The 16,954-nt window shown below is 70.9% G+C and carries 19 protein-coding genes and 1 tRNA gene; 8 read left to right on the top strand and 12 right to left on the bottom strand.

Annotated elements, in window-relative coordinates:
- Nucleotides 1-46 precede the first annotated feature (46 nt).
- The gene (locus tag B2W79_RS00820) at nucleotides 47-532 is read right to left on the bottom strand and encodes a hypothetical protein (RefSeq protein ID WP_292786023.1); all 486 of its coding nucleotides are present in this window, start codon (nucleotides 530-532) and stop codon (nucleotides 47-49) included.
- Between the two features lie 2 nt (nucleotides 533-534).
- Entirely contained in the window at nucleotides 535-735 is a 201-nt protein-coding gene (locus tag B2W79_RS00815; protein WP_292786021.1) for a helix-turn-helix transcriptional regulator, read from the bottom strand.
- Between the two features lie 84 nt (nucleotides 736-819).
- Between B2W79_RS00815 and B2W79_RS00810 the strand changes: the two genes are divergently transcribed.
- Nucleotides 820-1,380, top strand: a complete 561-nt coding sequence (locus B2W79_RS00810) for a helix-turn-helix domain-containing protein (RefSeq protein ID WP_292786020.1) — start codon at nucleotides 820-822, stop codon at nucleotides 1,378-1,380.
- On the top strand, nucleotides 1,373-2,575 hold the full coding sequence (locus B2W79_RS00805; RefSeq protein ID WP_292786019.1) for a tyrosine-type recombinase/integrase: 1,203 nt from the start codon (nucleotides 1,373-1,375) through the stop codon (nucleotides 2,573-2,575). Before B2W79_RS00810 ends, B2W79_RS00805 begins: the two co-directional genes overlap by 8 nt.
- Before the next feature lie 28 nt (nucleotides 2,576-2,603).
- Here the strand turns inward: B2W79_RS00805 and B2W79_RS00800 are convergent.
- Nucleotides 2,604-2,679 (bottom strand) — tRNA-Met (locus B2W79_RS00800).
- A gap of 220 nt (nucleotides 2,680-2,899) precedes the next feature.
- Here B2W79_RS00800 and B2W79_RS00795 point away from each other — a divergent pair.
- Nucleotides 2,900-3,727 (top strand): SDR family oxidoreductase, encoded by an 828-nt coding sequence (locus B2W79_RS00795; protein ID WP_071329133.1) that lies wholly within the window; start codon nucleotides 2,900-2,902, stop codon nucleotides 3,725-3,727.
- Nucleotides 3,728-3,745: 18 nt separating this feature from the next.
- Here the strand turns inward: B2W79_RS00795 and B2W79_RS00790 are convergent, their stop codons facing one another.
- The 5 genes from B2W79_RS00790 to B2W79_RS00770 form a co-directional block, all read right to left on the bottom strand.
- Entirely contained in the window at nucleotides 3,746-5,152 is a 1,407-nt protein-coding gene (locus B2W79_RS00790) for a DUF6716 putative glycosyltransferase (protein ID WP_292786017.1), read from the bottom strand.
- A complete protein-coding gene (locus B2W79_RS00785; RefSeq protein ID WP_025102446.1) occupies nucleotides 5,149-6,021 on the bottom strand; it encodes an N-acetylneuraminate synthase family protein in 873 nt (290 codons plus the stop codon). Before B2W79_RS00785 ends, B2W79_RS00790 begins: the two co-directional genes overlap by 4 nt.
- A gap of 93 nt (nucleotides 6,022-6,114) precedes the next feature.
- On the bottom strand, nucleotides 6,115-7,275 hold the full coding sequence (locus B2W79_RS00780; protein ID WP_292786013.1) for an acylneuraminate cytidylyltransferase: 1,161 nt from the start codon (nucleotides 7,273-7,275) through the stop codon (nucleotides 6,115-6,117).
- 11 nt (nucleotides 7,276-7,286) lie between these two features.
- Nucleotides 7,287-8,651 carry a polysialyltransferase family glycosyltransferase gene (locus B2W79_RS00775; protein ID WP_292786011.1) on the bottom strand — a complete coding sequence of 455 codons (1,365 nt, stop codon included), beginning with the start codon at nucleotides 8,649-8,651 and terminating at the stop codon, nucleotides 7,287-7,289.
- Nucleotides 8,648-9,661 carry a glycosyltransferase family 2 protein gene (locus B2W79_RS00770; protein ID WP_292786010.1) on the bottom strand — a complete coding sequence of 338 codons (1,014 nt, stop codon included), beginning with the start codon at nucleotides 9,659-9,661 and terminating at the stop codon, nucleotides 8,648-8,650. Before B2W79_RS00770 ends, B2W79_RS00775 begins: the two co-directional genes overlap by 4 nt.
- A gap of 337 nt (nucleotides 9,662-9,998) precedes the next feature.
- On the opposite strand from B2W79_RS00770, the gene B2W79_RS00765 reads away from it, so the two are divergent.
- Together B2W79_RS00765 and B2W79_RS00760 are read left to right on the top strand one after the other, a co-directional pair.
- Entirely contained in the window at nucleotides 9,999-10,925 is a 927-nt protein-coding gene (locus B2W79_RS00765; protein ID WP_292786009.1) for a hypothetical protein, read from the top strand.
- 9 nt (nucleotides 10,926-10,934) lie between these two features.
- Nucleotides 10,935-11,225 (top strand): DUF4229 domain-containing protein, encoded by a 291-nt coding sequence (locus B2W79_RS00760; protein WP_071328986.1) that lies wholly within the window; start codon nucleotides 10,935-10,937, stop codon nucleotides 11,223-11,225.
- A 235-nt stretch (nucleotides 11,226-11,460) separates the two neighbouring features.
- On the opposite strand, the gene B2W79_RS00755 is transcribed toward B2W79_RS00760, so the two are convergent.
- The 3 genes from B2W79_RS00755 to B2W79_RS00745 are packed head-to-tail and all read right to left on the bottom strand — an operon-like array spanning nucleotide 11,461 to nucleotide 13,130.
- Nucleotides 11,461-12,429 (bottom strand): 1,4-dihydroxy-2-naphthoate polyprenyltransferase, encoded by a 969-nt coding sequence (locus B2W79_RS00755; RefSeq protein WP_071328987.1) that lies wholly within the window; start codon nucleotides 12,427-12,429, stop codon nucleotides 11,461-11,463.
- Nucleotides 12,430-12,465: 36 nt separating this feature from the next.
- Nucleotides 12,466-12,756, bottom strand: a complete 291-nt coding sequence (locus B2W79_RS00750; protein ID WP_292786005.1) for a DUF4287 domain-containing protein — start codon at nucleotides 12,754-12,756, stop codon at nucleotides 12,466-12,468.
- Between the two features lie 14 nt (nucleotides 12,757-12,770).
- Nucleotides 12,771-13,130 (bottom strand): cupin domain-containing protein, encoded by a 360-nt coding sequence (locus B2W79_RS00745; RefSeq protein ID WP_071328989.1) that lies wholly within the window; start codon nucleotides 13,128-13,130, stop codon nucleotides 12,771-12,773.
- A gap of 45 nt (nucleotides 13,131-13,175) precedes the next feature.
- Here B2W79_RS00745 and B2W79_RS00740 point away from each other — a divergent pair, with 45 nt between their 5' ends.
- Nucleotides 13,176-14,201, top strand: a complete 1,026-nt coding sequence (locus B2W79_RS00740) for an ArsR/SmtB family transcription factor (protein ID WP_292786001.1) — start codon at nucleotides 13,176-13,178, stop codon at nucleotides 14,199-14,201.
- Between the two features lie 7 nt (nucleotides 14,202-14,208).
- On the opposite strand, the gene B2W79_RS00735 is transcribed toward B2W79_RS00740, so the two are convergent.
- Nucleotides 14,209-14,667, bottom strand: a complete 459-nt coding sequence (locus tag B2W79_RS00735; RefSeq protein ID WP_060922394.1) for an Lrp/AsnC family transcriptional regulator — start codon at nucleotides 14,665-14,667, stop codon at nucleotides 14,209-14,211.
- Between the two features lie 72 nt (nucleotides 14,668-14,739).
- Between B2W79_RS00735 and B2W79_RS00730 the strand changes: the two genes are divergently transcribed.
- Both B2W79_RS00730 and B2W79_RS00725 read left to right on the top strand, forming a co-directional pair.
- Entirely contained in the window at nucleotides 14,740-16,191 is a 1,452-nt protein-coding gene (locus tag B2W79_RS00730; protein WP_292785999.1) for a DUF6421 family protein, read from the top strand.
- Nucleotides 16,192-16,293: 102 nt separating this feature from the next.
- On the top strand, nucleotides 16,294-16,953 hold the full coding sequence (locus tag B2W79_RS00725) for an SDR family NAD(P)-dependent oxidoreductase (protein WP_292785997.1): 660 nt from the start codon (nucleotides 16,294-16,296) through the stop codon (nucleotides 16,951-16,953).
- Nucleotide 16,954 lies beyond the last annotated feature (1 nt).

The following is a 16,954-nucleotide window of genomic DNA, read 5'->3' as shown; positions in this document are numbered from 1 at the left end:
TGGCGGACGGTGATCCCCGCGGCCTCGACGACGACCACGGGGGCGGTCATGCTGTCGCCGCCTCGACGAGAGGGATCGCCGCCATGAGCGCCGACGCGAGCTCCCGCATCTGCGTGACGGTCAGTTCTTCGACGTAGTCGCGCTCGACGACGACGTTCGGAGTGGTCACTTCGCCATCCCACGTCACTCGACCATCCAAGTAGGAGGCGTGGGCGATGAGCCGCACAGGCCCGAAGTCTCGTTCTGCCCAGAGGTCGACACCATCGACGCCATCCAGGTCGTCGACATCCAGCGTCTCGGCCCAGTCGGGCTTCAACGCCGCAACCTCGGGGTGCTCTGCAAGCCATGCGGACCGGGCGGCGATATTCCGCTCGCGGATCTCGGCGATCGTAGGGACTCCGAAGGCGCCCTCGCAGTTGTCGGCGGTCTGGTCTACGGTGGAATCGTTCATTTCCTGCTCCTCTGCGGTGTTGGGGATGTTCTCGAAACCCTCGGCGGCCAGGCCGGGGGTTTCCTCGTTTGCGGCGGCCATGATCAGACCGCCTTCGCCGTGCTCGTGCGCTCCGACGCCTCGAGCCAGTCGATGATGTCGCGACGCCGGTAGAAGACCTTGCGCGGCGTCGGCTTCAGGAACTTCGGTCCCTTGCCGGTGAACCGAAGCTGCGCGAGATGCTCCACGGTCATGCCGGGCATCAGCTCGGCTGCCTGCGTCGGGGTGAGGTACTGCTCGTCCATGAGGGACCTTTCTGGTGTCGCGGCGGCTATCGCGCCGTTCTGTGGTGTTTCAACACAAACTACGCCCTGTGGTGGAATTCCGCAATGCGTGACCGTATTGTGTTCACGGTGAGGAACCTTGGAGAGCGCGTCAGCCACTACCGCCGCATGAACGGCTGGTCTGCAGAGGCGCTCGCGGACATGTCTCACGACCCCGCGATCACCCGTGACGTGATCGCCAATATCGAGTACGGGCGCAGGAAAGATGTCGGGGTGATGCAGCTCTGGGCCATCGCCCGCGCCTTGCGAGTGCCGCTCGTCGCGCTGCTGGTACCTCTAGACGATCCCTCAGGGACCGTCTCTGTCGGCGATCGGGAGGTCGGCGTTATGGACGCGCTCTCCGCCGAACAAGCGTGGGTCCAGAGTCGACAGCCGCCCTCCGCCGATCAGGCGTTCGCACAGCTTGCCGCGCTCCGCACTTATCGCCGCCTTCTGGCCACGATCGAGATATCCAGCGAGGAGCTCATCGGCTTCGAGGCGCACGACGCGGCTGATATCGCCATGAGGAAGCGCCTCGAGGAATCCTGGGAATCCGACAGGCAGGCACTCGAGGATCACGTCGTTGTGATGCGCGCTCTAGGCATTGAGGTGCCCGACCTTGGGTAGCGTTCACGCCTACGAGACGAAGGCGGGGCGCAAGCTCTACCGGATCTCGTACCGGCGCCCTGACCACTCTCAGACCACCGAGCGCGGGTTCACGACTAAACGAGCGGCCGAGCTGCGTCTCGCCGAGGTCGAGGTCTCGAAGGGCCGTGGCGAGTACGTGAACCCGTCGACGGCGAAGGTCACGATCAGCACTCTCGGGGAGGCATGGCTGCGGGACAAGGAGGCCAGCCTGAAGCCCTCGACGTTCCGGGCAGTCTCGGACGCTTGGAGGGTCTACGTCGAGCCGAGATGGGGCGAGACCCCTGTCGCGGCTGTGCAGCACTCCGCCGTCCGGGAGTGGGTGCGGCAACTATCGGACGGAACAGCGCCGAGCGCACGCCGCGAGACGGCGCGGACGGCCGGCATGGCGTCGAAGCCGAAGTCCGCGACCGTCGTCCTGCGCGCCCACGGCGTCCTCGCGGCGATCCTTGACGTCGCACTCCGTGACCGCCGCGTGACTCAGAACGTCGCGCGCGGGCTCGACAACCTCCCTCGGAAGGTGTCGAAGCCCCATGTCTACCTGTCGCACGAGCAGGTCGACGCTCTCGCCGCGGCATCCGGGGAGCACTCCACGCTCATCCTCACCGCGGCGTACACGGGCCTCAGATGGGGCGAACTCACCGGCCTGAGGGTCCGGGACGTAGACGCACTGAAACGGCGACTGAGCGTCCAGGAGAACGCCGTACGCGTCGGCGCGACGATCCACGTCGGTACACCGAAGACGCACGAACGACGCAGCGTGCCCTTCCCGCGGTTCCTCTCGCTACCTATCGCGGTCGAGTGCGAGGGCAAGAGCCGCGACGCGCTGCTGTTCGGAGACGGGCTCGTGCACGTGCCACGACCACGCACCAGCGAAGGATCCCGGTCATGGTTCATGACCGCACTCGAAACAGCAGGACTCCCCCGCATGACCATCCACGACCTCCGGCACACCGCGGCGTCGCTCGCGATCTCGGCCGGCGCGAACGTGAAGGCCGTGCAGCGGATGCTCGGCCATAAGTCCGCGGCGATGACCCTCGACGTCTACGCCGACCTGTTCGACGACGATCTCGAGGCCGTTTCGGACGCCCTGGATCAGGCTCGCGCGTCGTCGAGTGTTGCTGTTTCGTTGTCACGAGACGCCACCGCGAGCACGAAGAAGCCCCGCCAGCTCTGATATCCAGGGGCAGACGGGGCTTCCGAAGTGGACGCGACGGCGGGAGTCGAACCCGCAACGCCTCCGGATATGAGCCGGGGCCCGGGACCGCCCGGATCGCCGCGATGGGGTCGACGTTACCCGGCCGTGATCATCCCCACCAGGACCGTTCCCTGGGATAACGCTATGAGTCGCCGGATGACGCGGAGGGCTAGCGTCGCGGTCGCTCGTCGTCAACCGGTTCGACCGCGCCGCGCCGCCCCCGTACCGTCGCTCGCACCGATGACGCCCGAGCAGGAGGCCGACATGTCCGAATCTCAGCACAACGACAAGACCCCGACGCCGATGGCGGAGGCCGGAGACCCGCAGGCACGGCTGGAGGCCGAGGCCCGCCGCGCGATCGTGACCGGGGCCGACTCCGGGATCGGCCGGGCCACCGCCGTCGCCCTCGCCGCAGCGGGCATCGACGTCGGCATCACCTGGCACAGCGACGAGGCCGGTGCCCAGGACACCGCGGACGAGGTGCGCAGCCACGGCGCCCGCGCGGTGGTGACACAGCTCGACGTCTCCGACATCCCCGCGTGCGGCGACGTGGTCGACGGGCTGATCGCAGAGCTCGGGGGCGTCGACGTGTTCGTCAACAACGCCGGCGCCGGGCTCCAGACTCCGTTCCTCGACGTGACGCTCGACGAGTGGAACCGGGTGCTCGACACCGACCTCACCGGCGCCTTCGTCTGCCTGCAGCGGGCGGCCCGTTCGATGGTCGCCGCGGGGCGCGGGGGGCGGCTCATCTCCGTGACCAGCGTGCACGAGCACCAGCCGATGGTGGGTGCGAGCGCGTATGACACCGCCAAGCACGGCCTCGGCGGGCTCATGAAGAACCTCGCGCTCGAGCTCGGCCGGTACGGGATCAGCGCCGTCAGCGTCGCCCCGGGCGAGATCGCGACCCCGATGACCGGGCAGACCGACACCGACCCGCACGCCGAGGACCGCCCCGGCATCCCGCTCGGGCGCCCCGGCGACGCGCGCGAGGTTGCCGCCCTGATCGCCTTCCTCGCCTCGCCGGAGGCCGCCTACATCTCGGGGGCCTCGGTCGTGATCGACGGCGGGATGCTGCAGATGGGGCCACAGGCGGGTGCGGCGATCGAGAGCCATGACTGGCGCACGGTCTGAGCGCGGACCGGCCGCGACTCAGCGGCGGATCGAGTCCTGGAACGGGTTTGGTTCGAGCGTGTAGTCCGTGGCCGGGTCGGCCCAGGTGTCCTGACCGCTCCGACGCCGGCCCGAACGCAGCACCGAGAGCGCACGCGTCGCGGGCACGCCGGCGGCGAGCGCGAGGCGGCCGGTGAGGGAGCGGTCCGTGCGGCCGAGCACGCTCGCGCGATGCCAGGCCTCATGCCAGGTCCCACCCCGGGCCGCGGGAACCCGGCGATGCGGCAGGGCCCCGGCCCTCCGCAGGGCCACGAGCTCCTGTGCCCGGTCCCACCAGTCCGACTCCGCCTCCGCGTGGAAGTAGTTGTCGCGGAGCCAGGACGGGTGCGGGTGGCGGAATCGGCCGGCGACGACCTCGCCCGCGCCGCCCAGCAGACCGCTTCCGATGAAGACCGTGTTGAGCAGGCTCTTGTGCACCCCGAAGCGGTCGAGCGCGATCACCGGGACCCCGTGGGCCAGCGCCTCGACCGCAGCCGTCGAGCTCACCGTGACCAGGCCGGCGGCGGACTCGAGAGCGGTCGCCATCGGCACGTGCGAGAACACGAGGTTCGCCGGGCGGCCCCCGGCGAAGAGCCGGGTGTACGGATCACGGTCGAGGTGGGTCTCGGCCTCCCCCGGCCGGGACCGCAGCTTCACGACCACCCGGCGCGACGGGTCGGCCTCCGCGGCGCGCACGAGCAGGGCGGCGATCGCCGCTCGCTGCTCGGGGCGGGCGGGCACGAGGGCCTGCGCGGCGAAGACGACGTCCGTCGCCCCGGGCCGCCGGAGCGCCGCCGGCGTCGGGGCGACACGACGCTCCGCGAGAGCGACTCCGCCCGTCCCCGCGGAGAGGGATCCGGCTGCCCCGGACTCCCGGAGACGGCTGCCGCCCCACCGCTCGCGACCCCGCGCGAAGGGGAGGGTCGCCAGCGCGATCGGCATCTGCACCCCGATGCGCTCGCCGAGGTCGGCGAACGCTCGGCGCTCGCGGTGGGAGTGCACGACCAGCAGGTCGGTGTGTCGCCGGTAGTCGAGCGCCCCGCGCTGGGCGGGGATCGCCATGCCGGGAAGCCCGGAGACGGTCACGGGGCGATGCGGCAGCGCATCGACGACTCGGCCGAGGAGCCGGACGAACGGTCCCCGCCCGGCGAGCAGCACAACGTCAGGGCGCTCGACCTCGAGCCATCCGGCCACGCGGTCGAGGTCGAGCCGGGTGACGGCATCGGCATCGAGGCCGGTGCCCGCCAATGCCGCATCCTGCTGCGCTCCGCTCACCGTCAGCGGCGTGCGCACCAGCAGGAGCTGCGGCCGCAGGCCGGGCACGGCCCCCAGCAGGGATGCCGCCCACTTCACGAACGAGTCGGCGTCCGCGATGGCGACCACACGCATCCCGGCGCCGGCGGTCATGCGGGCACGCGGCGGAGCTTCGCCATCGGCGCGCGCTCGCTGTCGAACACGCGCTTGACGCCGTCGCCCACCGCGCTCTCGATGACCCGGATGTCGCGGACCAGGTGCTCCAGCCCTCCGGGCTCCAGGGATGCGGCGTGGTCGGAGCCCCACATCGTCCGGTCCAGCGTGATGTGACGCTCCACGGCGACCGCCCCCATCGCGACCGCGGCGAGCGAGATCTGCAGGCCGCGCTCATGTCCCGAGTAGCCGACGGGGATCCCGGGATAGCGGTCCCGCAGGGTCGCGATCACCCGCAGGTTCGCCTCCTCGGGCTCGAGGGGGTAGGTCGAGGTCGCGTGCATGAGGACGACGCGGTCGGTGCCGAGCGTGTCCAACGCACGATCGATCTGCTCCATGGTGGACATGCCCGTGGAGAGGATGACGGGCTTCCCGGTCTCCCGCAGCGCGACGAGCAGTTCCGTGTCGGTCAGGCTCGCCGAGGCGACCTTGTGCGCCACGACGTGGAGGTCTTCGAGGAACGCGACGCTCGGCACGTCCCACGGCGAGGCGAACCAGTCCAGGCCCTGCATCGTGGCGTGGTCGCCGATCTCGACGTACTCGTCGCGGCCGAACTCCACCCGACGGCGATAGTCGAGGTACGTCATCGTTCCCCACGGCGTCTCCCGCGGCACGTCGCGCATGTGCTCCGGCGTGGAGATCTCTGGCGTGCGCTTCTGGAACTTCACCGCGTCCGCGCCGGCTCGGGCCGCGACGTCGATGAGGCGCTTGGCGATGTCGACGTCGCCGTTGTGGTTGAGGCCGATCTCCGCGATGACGTAGGCGGGACGGCCGCCGCCGATCACATGCGATCCGATGCTGACAGTCATGATTCCTCCGGTCGTCGAGCGGTCTTCCACCCCGTCCTTCCTGAGTACGGGCCGCGGGTGAACACCGGCCGACCGGACGGTTACCGGGGGCGGTCAGCTCGACAACACCCGCTCGACGAGCTCGCGCACGGCCCCGTCGCCGCCTCGCCTCCCCAGCACGACGCGCGCCTCCGCCCGGACGAGCGGGTGCGCGTCCGCGACGGCGACCGGCCAGCCCACGATCCGCATCGCGGGAAGGTCGTTGACGTCGTTGCCGAGGTAGGCGACGTCGGCGAGCGACACATCCTGCTCTCCGGCCCACTGCCGGAGCGCGGACTCCTTGTCATCGATCCCGTGCAGGACGGGGACGCGGAGCTTGTCGGCGCGAGCGCGCACCACCGCGTTCACCTCGGTGGAGAGGATGAGCATGGGCACTCCGGCCCGCCGGAGCAGCGCGACGCCCATCCCGTCCTCCCGGCTGACCCGCACCCGCTCCCCACCCGCGGCGTCGATGATCGCCGTGTCGTCGGTGTGCACCCCGTCGAAGTCGGTGACCACGGCGCGGGCGGGGATGCGCCCTGGCCGTTCGTGCAGGACGGCGAGGGCCCGCGCGGCCTGGAGCTGAGCGGCGTCGTCGATCTCGATCGCCGTCTCCTCGGGCACGGGAGCGATCCCAGTCCGCCCGAAGAAGCGGTGTCGATGGGCGCGGAACCCGTCGACGCGGAACACGTAGAAGGCTCCGGTCTCCAGGTAGTGCGGCTCGCGGTCCTGGCGGCGAGGGCGGTGGCCGGCCTCGTGGTTGATGGCCTCGGCGGTACCGTCGGCCCGCCGTCGCCAGAGGAAGCCGTAGGTCTCTACGGCGGAGAAGACGCTGTCCGACCGTCCCCGCCGCACGTCGCCGACGGCACCCGCCAGCGCCGCGCTCGGGAGGAAGGGCGAGGTGGCCTGCAGGAAGGCGACGATCTCGAAACGCTCGCCGTTGCTCTCCAGGTCATCGAGTGCATGGAGGATCGCCGCCTCCGAGGCCGCGGTGTCTCCGGAGAGCTCGGCCGGGCGCCGGACCACCCGTGCGCCCGCCTCCTCGGCCACCGCGGCGATCTCGTCGTCGTCGGTCGAGACGACCACGAGATCGAAGCACGCCGCCGCCCGCGCGGCGTGCACGGCCCTGGCCACCAGTGGAACCCCTCCGACACGCTCGAGGTTCTTCCTCGGGATCTGCTTCGACCCGCCCCGCGCGGGGATGATCGCCACCGCCGGCTGCACGGGTTCGTCCATGTCGTGTCTCCTCATCGTCCCCGGATCTCCCGCCAGGCTCGGCCCGCGCGGCGGCGGGCGCCGACAGCCGTGAGCCGCCATTCCTCGACCCGACCCACGCCTCCGCGCGGACGCAGCAGGCCGCGCGCGCCGCGCGGTGCCGAGCCCCCGGGAAGGGCGAGCGCAGCCAACCGGTCGGGGGCGAAGTAGCGGCGACGTTCCTCGTCGTCGAGGCCGTCGAGCAGCTCCTCGGCCCGGACGCGGAGGTGTCCCGCGATCTCCGGCTGCATCACGTAGCCCACCGCGTCGACGAGGAGCTGCAGCCGATCCGCGTCGGCGTAGGGCGAGGGGGTCCTGGTGAGGGCATCGACGATCGTCAGGGGGATGCGGTTGCTGTTCTCCACCGGGGCGAGGGTGCGGAGCAGTTCCGTCGTGCCTGCGGCACCGATCGTCCGCCCGAACAGGGTACGGACCGTGGGCAGAGCCGTCGAGAAGGTCGCCACGACGGCGCGTGCGTCGAGGCGCTCCGCCAGGAGTTCGGCAGGCAGGCGGCCGCGCTCCTCCACGAACCCCAGTCCGCGACTCTCGGCATGCGCGCGCACGGCGTGGGCGAGCTGCGGCGGTGCCGCGGGATGGGGCTTGAAGACGATGCGCTCCGCGTGCTCTTCCACCGCCCGGTCGACCAGGCGCTGTTGGAGCGCGATCTCCTCGGCCGTGGTCAGGAGGCCGAGAGCTGCGAGGTACTGTCCGAGCACGAGAACGGTCGCCGGCCCTGCGGCAGCGGGGCCCTCTGAGGATTCACCCGTCTCGCGCAGAGCGGCGGCGAAGGACTCGGGAGGCACCGGGACAGGCACCGCGTGCGGAGACCCCGCCAGCGGACGGACGCCGGGCACCACGTCGGCGTACACGACGCGCTCGATGCGTGCGGAAACCGCATGCGGCAGCCGGACCCGCATCGGCGCGTAGGTCATGAGGCCGTCGCCGACGATGGTCACCCTGGCCTCCGGGAACATCGAGAGGAGTGTGCGGGCCGGCGCGACCTGAGGGCTCTGCACGAACAGCTCGACCTCGCGGGGGTCGAACCGCCAGGCGCGCGCGAGAAGTCGGCCCACGACGGGGAGGTCGGCGTCCGTCGGCTCCCAGGCACTCGGATGCAGGGGACCGAGCACGTCGGCCAGCGCCTCCACCCGATCGAAGCGGCCGCGGAGAGAGCCCAGCGCAGGATCCTCGGCGATGCCCACGACCGTCTCCGGGACGCGCGACGAGGTGAACGGCACGAGCACCCGCTCCGCCATCCGACCGTCGCCGTCGGCGCCCTCGTCGAGCAGGCCGGCGTCGATCGCGGCGGCCGCCGTCGCGAGTCCGTAGGCGCTGTGCAGGGCGAAGAGGCGACTCATCCGGCGTGACCTCCGCGGCGCAGGCTGCGCGCCAGCACCCGCCGCCGTGGACCGTCGAGCCGGGCGAGCACCCCGGCGACCTCCGCGGCGGGGAGGTCTTGCACCAGCAGCCGGATCCGCCGGCGCATCTCCCTCCGCACGGGCGGCGGCATGCGCCGTGAGCGCACCAGGTGATGCGCGCTGAGGGCGAGCGCGGTCCAGACGGCCTTCGGAAGGAAGCGGTCGGTCTCGCGGTCCGCCCGGACGAGGTCGAGCACCTGGGTCAGCGCCGGGGCGAAGTCGAGCTGGCGGCGGTCGTGCACCTGGGTGAGGGAGCTCTCGACGCCACGTCGGTAGAGCAGCGCCGGGGCGTCCACCACGGCGAACGAGGCGGCCTCCAGATGCAGGCGCCAGACCCATGGGCGGTCCTCGGCCGTGAAGAGGCCGGAGGGGAATGCGGCCAGCCCGCGGTCGAGCATGCGGCGGTGCAGCAGTCCCGCCCAGGCGAACGGGTAGTCCACCATGCTCGGCTCATCGACCGGGAGGATCGCCTCCCGGGGCGGCACGACCCGTTCCCGCCACGGATACGGAGCACGCACGAGCGCGCGCCGCATCCCGGAGACGGTCACATGATCCGTCCGGAGGAAGTCGCAGCGGAGCTCTCGCAGACGCGCGGCGAGCACCGCGAGGCGCTGCGGCTGCATCCAGTCGTCGCCGTCGACGAAGCAGAACGCCTCGCCCTCCACATGCGCGAGCCCCTGGTTGCGTGCCGAGGCGAGCCCGCGCGGCTCGGGGTTCCGCAGCACTTCGGCGTGCGGGAACCGGCCCGCGTAGTGCCCCAGGAGCGCGCCGGTGTCGTCTCGCGAGCCGTCGTCTATCGCCACGAGCTTGAGGGCGGCCGGATCATCGAACTGCCGGGTGAGCGTCTCCAGCGTGGTGCCGATGTATGGACCGGCGTCCTTGGCAGGCAGGATGACGGTGACGAGGGGCGTGCGCACGGGGCTCCCGGGATGGACGATACGGCTCGTCATCGTGACAGGCGACGGTGGCCGGAGAGCGACCGCGGGGTGAACGTCCGGTGACGGCGCGAGGCGAACGCTGAGGTGTGGCCCGCACCCGAACGAGCCACACCCCCAGTGCGTTGCACTGCCGGATGCGAACACCCGGTGAACCGCCGCCGTGAGGCGTCGGCCGCCCCGCGGCAGTACTGGCCCCCACCAGCGGACCGCGAGGCGTCGTCGAGAGCGACTCCATGAAGATCAGCACTCAACACGTAACACGATACAACTGTCTGTTCGATCGCGCGAATCGACCTAGGTCAATCCGTGAATATTCGCACACCACCGTCGGATCGGGGACGATGGAGGCATGCGGTGGCCCTGGAACACGATCTCGCGACCGGTGCTGCGGCGTCGTCGGAGCGGCGGCGTCGAGGTGCGCTGGCTGACCGCGCGTTCCTGGACGCAGCGGTGGTACCCCCAGGGCATCGACGTCGGGAAGCGCCGTGGACGGCGAGCGCTCGCGGTGAGCTGGTTCCGCCAGGATGCCTCAGGGCGCCACCTCGCCTCCCGGGTGACCCTCGTGGATCGCGAACGCGCCCGCCGTATCGACATCGTGCTGGCCGTCACCGACGAGAACGATGCCCTTCAGCCGGCCCCGATCCACGCGGGCGGTCTCGCCTGGTTCGGAGACCGGCTGTTCGTCGCCGCGACGGGGCAGGGCATCTGGGAGTTCGACCTCGGCGCACTTCGACGTGTGCACGGCGCCGACGCCCAGCGGGTGCGCGGCGGGGCACGCCGTCGGGACCGACGGACGACCGTGGTCGCGGTGCGGACCCGCCGTCATCCCGTCGCCCTCCGGTGCTCCTTCGTCGGTCGGGTGTTCGACGCGGACGGGACACCGCTCCCCCGCGTGCTCATCGGCGAGTACCGGGGTCAGGAGACCGGGATGGTCGGCGAGTTCGCGATCCCCGAAGACTCCACCGCCGGATTCGTCGAGCTCGAGCGCTTCACCCCCGGCATCCGGCATATGCAGGGAGCCGTGCGGTGGGGCGACCGCTATCTCGTGTCGCAGTCGGACCACCTGCGCCCCGGGGTGCTGTGGTCGGGACCTCGCCAGGCCCTCACCAGACACCCCGTGGCGCTGCCCGTCGGCTGCGAGGATCTGGCCCTCGACCCGGATGATGAGCTGCTGTGGACCCTGGGCGAGCATCCGTGGCGACGCGTCGTGCGGGGGATCCCGTTCGCGCCCCTCGGGCTCCGGCGTCACAGCGGGAGCACGGAGCAGCGAACGTAGACTGAGGGGGTGAAGAAGCCCGCCCCCCTCCTCGTCTACACCGTGCTGCGCCTACTGGCGTTCCTCGTCCCGCTGGCCATCCTGTGGTTCTTCTTCCCGATCTTCCGCGAGTTCTGGTGGCTGGCGGCGATCTTCGCGGCCCTCATCGGCGCGAGCATCTCGATGCTGTTCCTCCGCACCCCGCTCTCCGACGCCTCCGCGCGCCTGCACGAGCGCCGGCAGGGCAAGATCTCCGGGCAGCAGGCCGACGCCGACGCGGAGGACGAACTCGTCGACCGCGCCCCCGACGACCGCCCCTGACGCGGGACCGCCGTACACAGCTTCGGAGACCCGAGGCAGATCCGATTGTTGGACCGAGTCTCAAAACTCTCGGCTGACCCATAAGTTCGACCGGCATCTCGGTCCCTGCGCCCGGGTCGCCGGGCACGACTTCGGAGCGACCGCACGGCGCGCCCAAGGATAGGTCCGAGACGACGGCGTGTCCGTCGCGCGCTCCGAAGCTGTGCCCGGCGAGGCGCGGGTGACCGGGGGCGGCTCAACCAGCGAAGGCCCAGAACAGGGCGCCGGCGTAGAGCAGTGAGGTCAGAGAGGTGAGCGCGAGGGCGATCACCAGTTCCCGCGGCTGCCGGTAGGTCCAGACGATCACGATCGCGGGGAGACCGGCCAGGAGCGCAAGCAGCGCGAGCCAGGCGATCGGGAACAGCAACGCGAGGAACACGGCGATGCCGAACGGCACGAGCACGAAGAGCGTGAAGAGGACCTGCGTGGCCCGGCGTCCGATGAGGACCGTCAGCGTGCGCTTGCCGACCTCGCGGTCCTGATCGATGTCGCGGAGGTTGTTGGCCAGGAGCACGGCGCAGGCGAACAGTCCGGCGGCGATCGCCCCCAGCCAGGCCTGCTGCGGGAGCAGGAAGACCTGCACCCAGGTGGTGCCGAGAGTGGCGACGAGCCCGAAGAACACGAAGACGAAGACCTCGCCGAGGCCGTAGTACCCGTAGGGCCTCTTGCCCCCGGTGTAGAACCACGCGGCGACGATGCAGGCCGCGCCGACCGCGAGCATCCACCACTGTTCGGTGCGCACGACGATCGCGACGCCGACCACCGCGGCGAGCGCGAAGAAGACGAGGCCGATGACGAGCACCGTGCGCGGCTTCACGCGGCCGGAGGCCGTGAGCCGCGCCGGGCCGACCCGATGGGCATCGGTGCCGCGGATGCCATCGCTGTAGTCGTTGGTGAAGTTCACGCCGATCTGCAGCAGGACGGCCACGGCGAGGCACGCGAGCGCGATCACCCAGTGGAACTCGGGACCCGTGCTCCGCGCGGCTCCCGTACCGATGACGACGGGGGCGATCGCGAGGGGCAGCGTGCGCAGACGTGCCGCACCGATCCAGTCGCCGATCGTCACGGGACCCGCCTCGACGACCGGCCGCTTGGCCGGGTTGCCGCTGGTGCGCGGCGGGGTGCGACGACCGGACTTCTTCTTACGCTGGGAGGATGCTGCCATCCACGGAATCCTAGTCGTCGCGGCGAGGCGGCAAACTCAGCGGTGCGGGTTGCTGTCCTTGCCGTCGAGCCAGAGCTCGTCGGTCTTGTCGGCATGCGACCCGGTCGTGCCGACGTGCTTGTCGCTGATCTTCGGCCCCTTGAGGATGACGTGGACCATCGCCTGCGCGTGGCCGTGGCCGAGGCCGTACTCCTGCTTGAGCCAGTTCAGGACGACGGTGGACTTCGTGCTCTCGTCGAACCCCTGCTCGTGGGCGAGGTCGATGAACTGCCGCGGCGTGAGGCCGGTCTGGGTCTCGACCTTGTCGAGGTATGCCTGGAAGGACATGGTGGTCTCCGCTCTCAGTCCTCGTCGAGGAACGTCTGGATGATCGTGTCGGACGCGTGGATGCAGAGGATCCGGAGGAGCCCGGTCCCCGCGTTGGTGAAGCAGTGTGGCGTGAAAGCGGGCGCGGTGGCGGTATCTCCGGCTCGCGCGATGAGGGCGTCGTCGCCGATCCGGATCCGCACCGTGCCCTCGAGCACGATCCAGGTCTCAGAGTAGGGGTGCCAGTGCAGCCCCGGCCCCTCCCCTGGCTGGTTCTCGACGAAGAAGTAGGAGACGGCGGCTCCGTGGTCGGCGCCGACGAATCGGCGGCTGCGCCCGGCGCCGATGCGGATCGCGCCACTCGAGACAAGGGCGGGAACGGGGATCTCGGTCATGAACCCAGTGTCGACAGCACGCGTCGCACCTCCTAGAGTTTCGATGTGGATCGAAACTCCGCGCCGGTCGAGGGCGTCGACCACCCGGATCACCGGGTCGAGTTCCACCTGAGTCCCGGCGACATCCAGGCCGTGCGGTTCGGCATCTCCCCCGGGCACGAACTGGCGCATGCGGTACGCGTGCTCCTCCGCCCGGCGGCGCACCCCCTGCAGTGGGGGTGGCTCCGCACCGCGCGGGAGGGGCTGCCGCGCGACGCCTTCGCGCTCCTCGCGACGGTGATCGGCGACGACGGCTACCTCCCGGACTTCCTCACCAGCACTCCACGCGACGATCTGACCCCCGAGGACGAACTCGCCGCCCTGCGGGAGGCGGCGCTCGACCCGCTGCGCGTCGACCTCGGCAAGAGGATCCAGCGTTCGACGGGCGCACAGCGTCAGGCCCTGCGCGACCTGTCCGACCGGCCCCAGCGCGCCCGTGCGATGATCGCCGATGCCTGGGAGGAGGTCTGGGAGGCCGCGTTGGCTCCGGCCTGGCCTCAGCTGGAGCGCCTCCTCCGGGCCGACATCGCCGTTCGTGCCCGGGTGATCGCGACGACCGGCATCGCCGGGATGGCCGGCGCCCTCCATCCCCAGGTCTCGTGGGGCGCGGGTGCGGTGCGGGTCTCGCTCCGTCGGCAAAGCGAGGACGTGGACTGCCGCGGCAGCGGTCTCGTGCTGGTGCCCTCCGTCCTCTCGTCCTGGGGCTGCCTGGTGCTCACCGAGCCGCCGGCACAGCCGACGCTGTTCTATCCCGCCCGTGGCGTGACCGCGGGGTGGGCACGGGACACCACCGAGACCGTGGCCGTCCTGGGCGCCCTGCTCGGCCCGGCGCGCGCCGGCATCCTTCTCACCGCGGGATCGCCGCGCACGACCTCGGAGGTGGCCGCCGATGCGGGGCTCGCGCTGTCGACGGCGTCACACCATCTCACCGTGCTGCGGGACGCCGGGCTCGTGGCGAGCGAGCGGGACGGCTCCCGCAGGCAGCACGTGCGCACGCCCTTGGGCGAGGCGCTCGTCGGCGCGCTGCTCTGACGCCGCCCTACTCGGCGGTCGAGACCGGGATGATCGGCCGGTGCTCGTAGTAGGTCTGCAGGACCACGGTCGTGCGCGTACTCACGTTCGCCGCGAGCCGGACGTCGCGGACGAGTTGCTCCAGGTCGCGCGGCGTCGGCACGCGGACGAAGAGCATGTAGCTCGCGTCGCCGGCGATGGAGTGGCAGGCCTCGATCGCGTCGAGGTGCTCCAGGAGCTCGGGGGCGTTGTCGGGCTGGGCGGGATCGAGCGGCGTGATCTCGATGAAGGCGGACAACGGAGTGCCCGCCTGCTCGGGGTCGAGGATCGCGCGGTAGCCGGTGATGACGCCGCGGGTCTCGAGCCGCCGCAGCCGGGACTGCACCGCCGACACCGACAGCCCGACGGCGTCGGAGAGCTGCGACAGCGTCGCCCGCCCGTCACGAGAGATGGTCGCCAGGATCGCACGGTCGACAGAATCATCCATGGCTGTAAGATTATCGTCAGGATTCCGTTATCACCGGAATCTTTCCGTTTTTCACTGCGATCGGAGGTTCCGATGTCCCTCGTTTCCGCCAACAGTTCCGCTGTTCAGGCCGTCGTCGGCGAACCCGAGGTCGTCGAGGATGCGTCGATCGCGGAGAACTCCGCCGCCTGGGCACAGCTCAAGCAGGCCGCGATCGCCCTCCGTGAGCTGCAGATCAAGGACGGCTCGATCCCTGGCGCTTCGACGAGCTCAGCGACCCGGGACCAGGCGACCGCGCTCGTCGGGCAGATCACCGCCGCGATCCGGGCACTGGCCCCCGCCTTCCCCCACGACGCGGACTACCTCGCCGCCTCCGTCGCCGACTTCGAGCGCTGGGCGGCCGAGGACTTCGGCGTGCCGGACTTCCTCGACTCGCTCGTGGCGTTCCAGCCGCAGCAGCACCGCATCGACGGGATCCGCCACCTCGTGGTCTTCCCGATGTACACGCAGAACGGCTCCAGCGACCGCCTGGTCGAGGCGCTCATCGTCGAGACCATCTGGCCGGAGTTCATCGCCGCGCTCGAGGCCGGCGACTACGGCAACAAGCTCTTCGTCTCGCTGCGCCTCGTGGACTTCACGCCCGGCTACGACACGAACTCCGCGGTGCTCTTCCCGGAGACCGTCGCCATGCGCGAGATCCCGACCTTCACCTGGGGCGCGATCTTCCAGGACCGTGAGGCCGCCCGTTTCCGCCGCGTGGTCCGCGCGGCCTCAGAGATCACCAACCTCGACCTCCCCGAGCGTGCGGCGGCGATGCTGGAGGATCAGGAGGTCGCCGAGAAGACCTTCGTGATGTGGGACATCATCCACGACCGCACCCACATGCGCGGAGACCTGCCCTTCGACCCGTTCATGATCAAGCAGCGGATGCCGTTCTTCCTCTACTCGCTGGAGGAGATGCGCTGCGACATGACGGCGTTCCGCGAGTCGGTGAAGATCGAGCGGGCCCTGGATGCCCGGGTCGCCGCGGGCGAGGAGCTCACGGAGACCGAGCGGGAGATGCACGAGTACGCGCACCTCGTGCAGTACGCCGTGATCTTCGACCGCATCTTCCGCTTCGCCATCACCGGCACGCGCGTGCGCAACTACGACGCGGTCGGCGGTCAGCTCCTGTTCGCGTGGCTGCACCAGCGGGGCGTGCTGCACTGGACCGACACGGCGCTGGCCTTCGACTGGGAGAACGTGCCGGATGCGGTCGTGGCCCTCGGCGACGCGATCGACGACCTGTACTGGCACTCGATCGACCGCCCCAAGGTCGCGCACTGGCTCGCCGCGTACGAGCTGGTCCGCGGCACGCTGACCCCGCATCCTGCCTCGCAGTGGGCGCGCGGCCTGTCGGACGAGATCCTCGCCGGGGCTCCGAAGGGCTACACCGACGCGGTCCTCGACGACGAGTTCCCGCTGTCGATGTTCTTCGAGACGCTCGACAAGAAGATGAAGCCGGTCATCGAGTCGACGGTCGGCATCCGCGGTACGGACGACTGATCCGCATCGCATCGTTGTGACGCTGGGGCGCACCACCTCTGCGGCCGGAGACCCGGATCCCGGGTCCGGCCGCAGAGGCATCTCCGACCGAGAGGACACCGCATGACGACGCCGAAGATCGAGGGACCGCAGGGCCGTGTGGTCGTGCTGGCGGGGGCCACGAGCGCGGCGGGCCTCGCGGCGACGAGGGCACTGCGCGATGCCGGGGCCCGCGTGATCGCCACCGGCCGCACGGACGAGCGGCTGCGTCCGCTGGCCGATGCAGGCGCCGAGACCGAGCTCGCCGATGCGACCTCCCTCGCCGAGATGACGGCGCTCGCCGATCGCCTCGAGACGGTCGATGCGGTCGTGCCCCTCGTGGGCGGCTGGCGGGGCGGCGGCGGGCTTGCCGGGCAGACCGACGACGACTTCGCGACGTTGCTGCCGGCGCTGGAGGCGGTGCGGGCGACGAGCCGCGCCTTCGACGCCCCCCTGCGTGCCTCCGCCGCCGGACGATTCGCGATCGTGTCGTCGACCGCCGTCGCACGCCCCCTCGCCGGCGGAGCGAACTATGCAGCGGTCAAGGCAGCGAGCGAGGCCTGGACCCGTGCCGTCGCCCAGGGGTACGCCAAGGCGGCGCGCGAGGCCGACGAACCGCTGCGGGCCGCTGCCGTCGTGTTCCGCGCCAAGGCCCTCGACCCCGATGTCCTCGCGGCGCGTCTCGTGGGGCTCTGGGACACCGACGCCGCGGACCTCAACGACCGGGTGCTCGACCTGAGCTGAG

The organism is Microbacterium sp. UBA7513 (assembly GCF_002478345.1).
In the GTDB taxonomy this organism is placed as follows: Bacteria; Actinomycetota; Actinomycetes; order Actinomycetales; family Microbacteriaceae; genus Microbacterium.
This window is presented reverse-complemented; position numbering and strand designations above follow the sequence as displayed.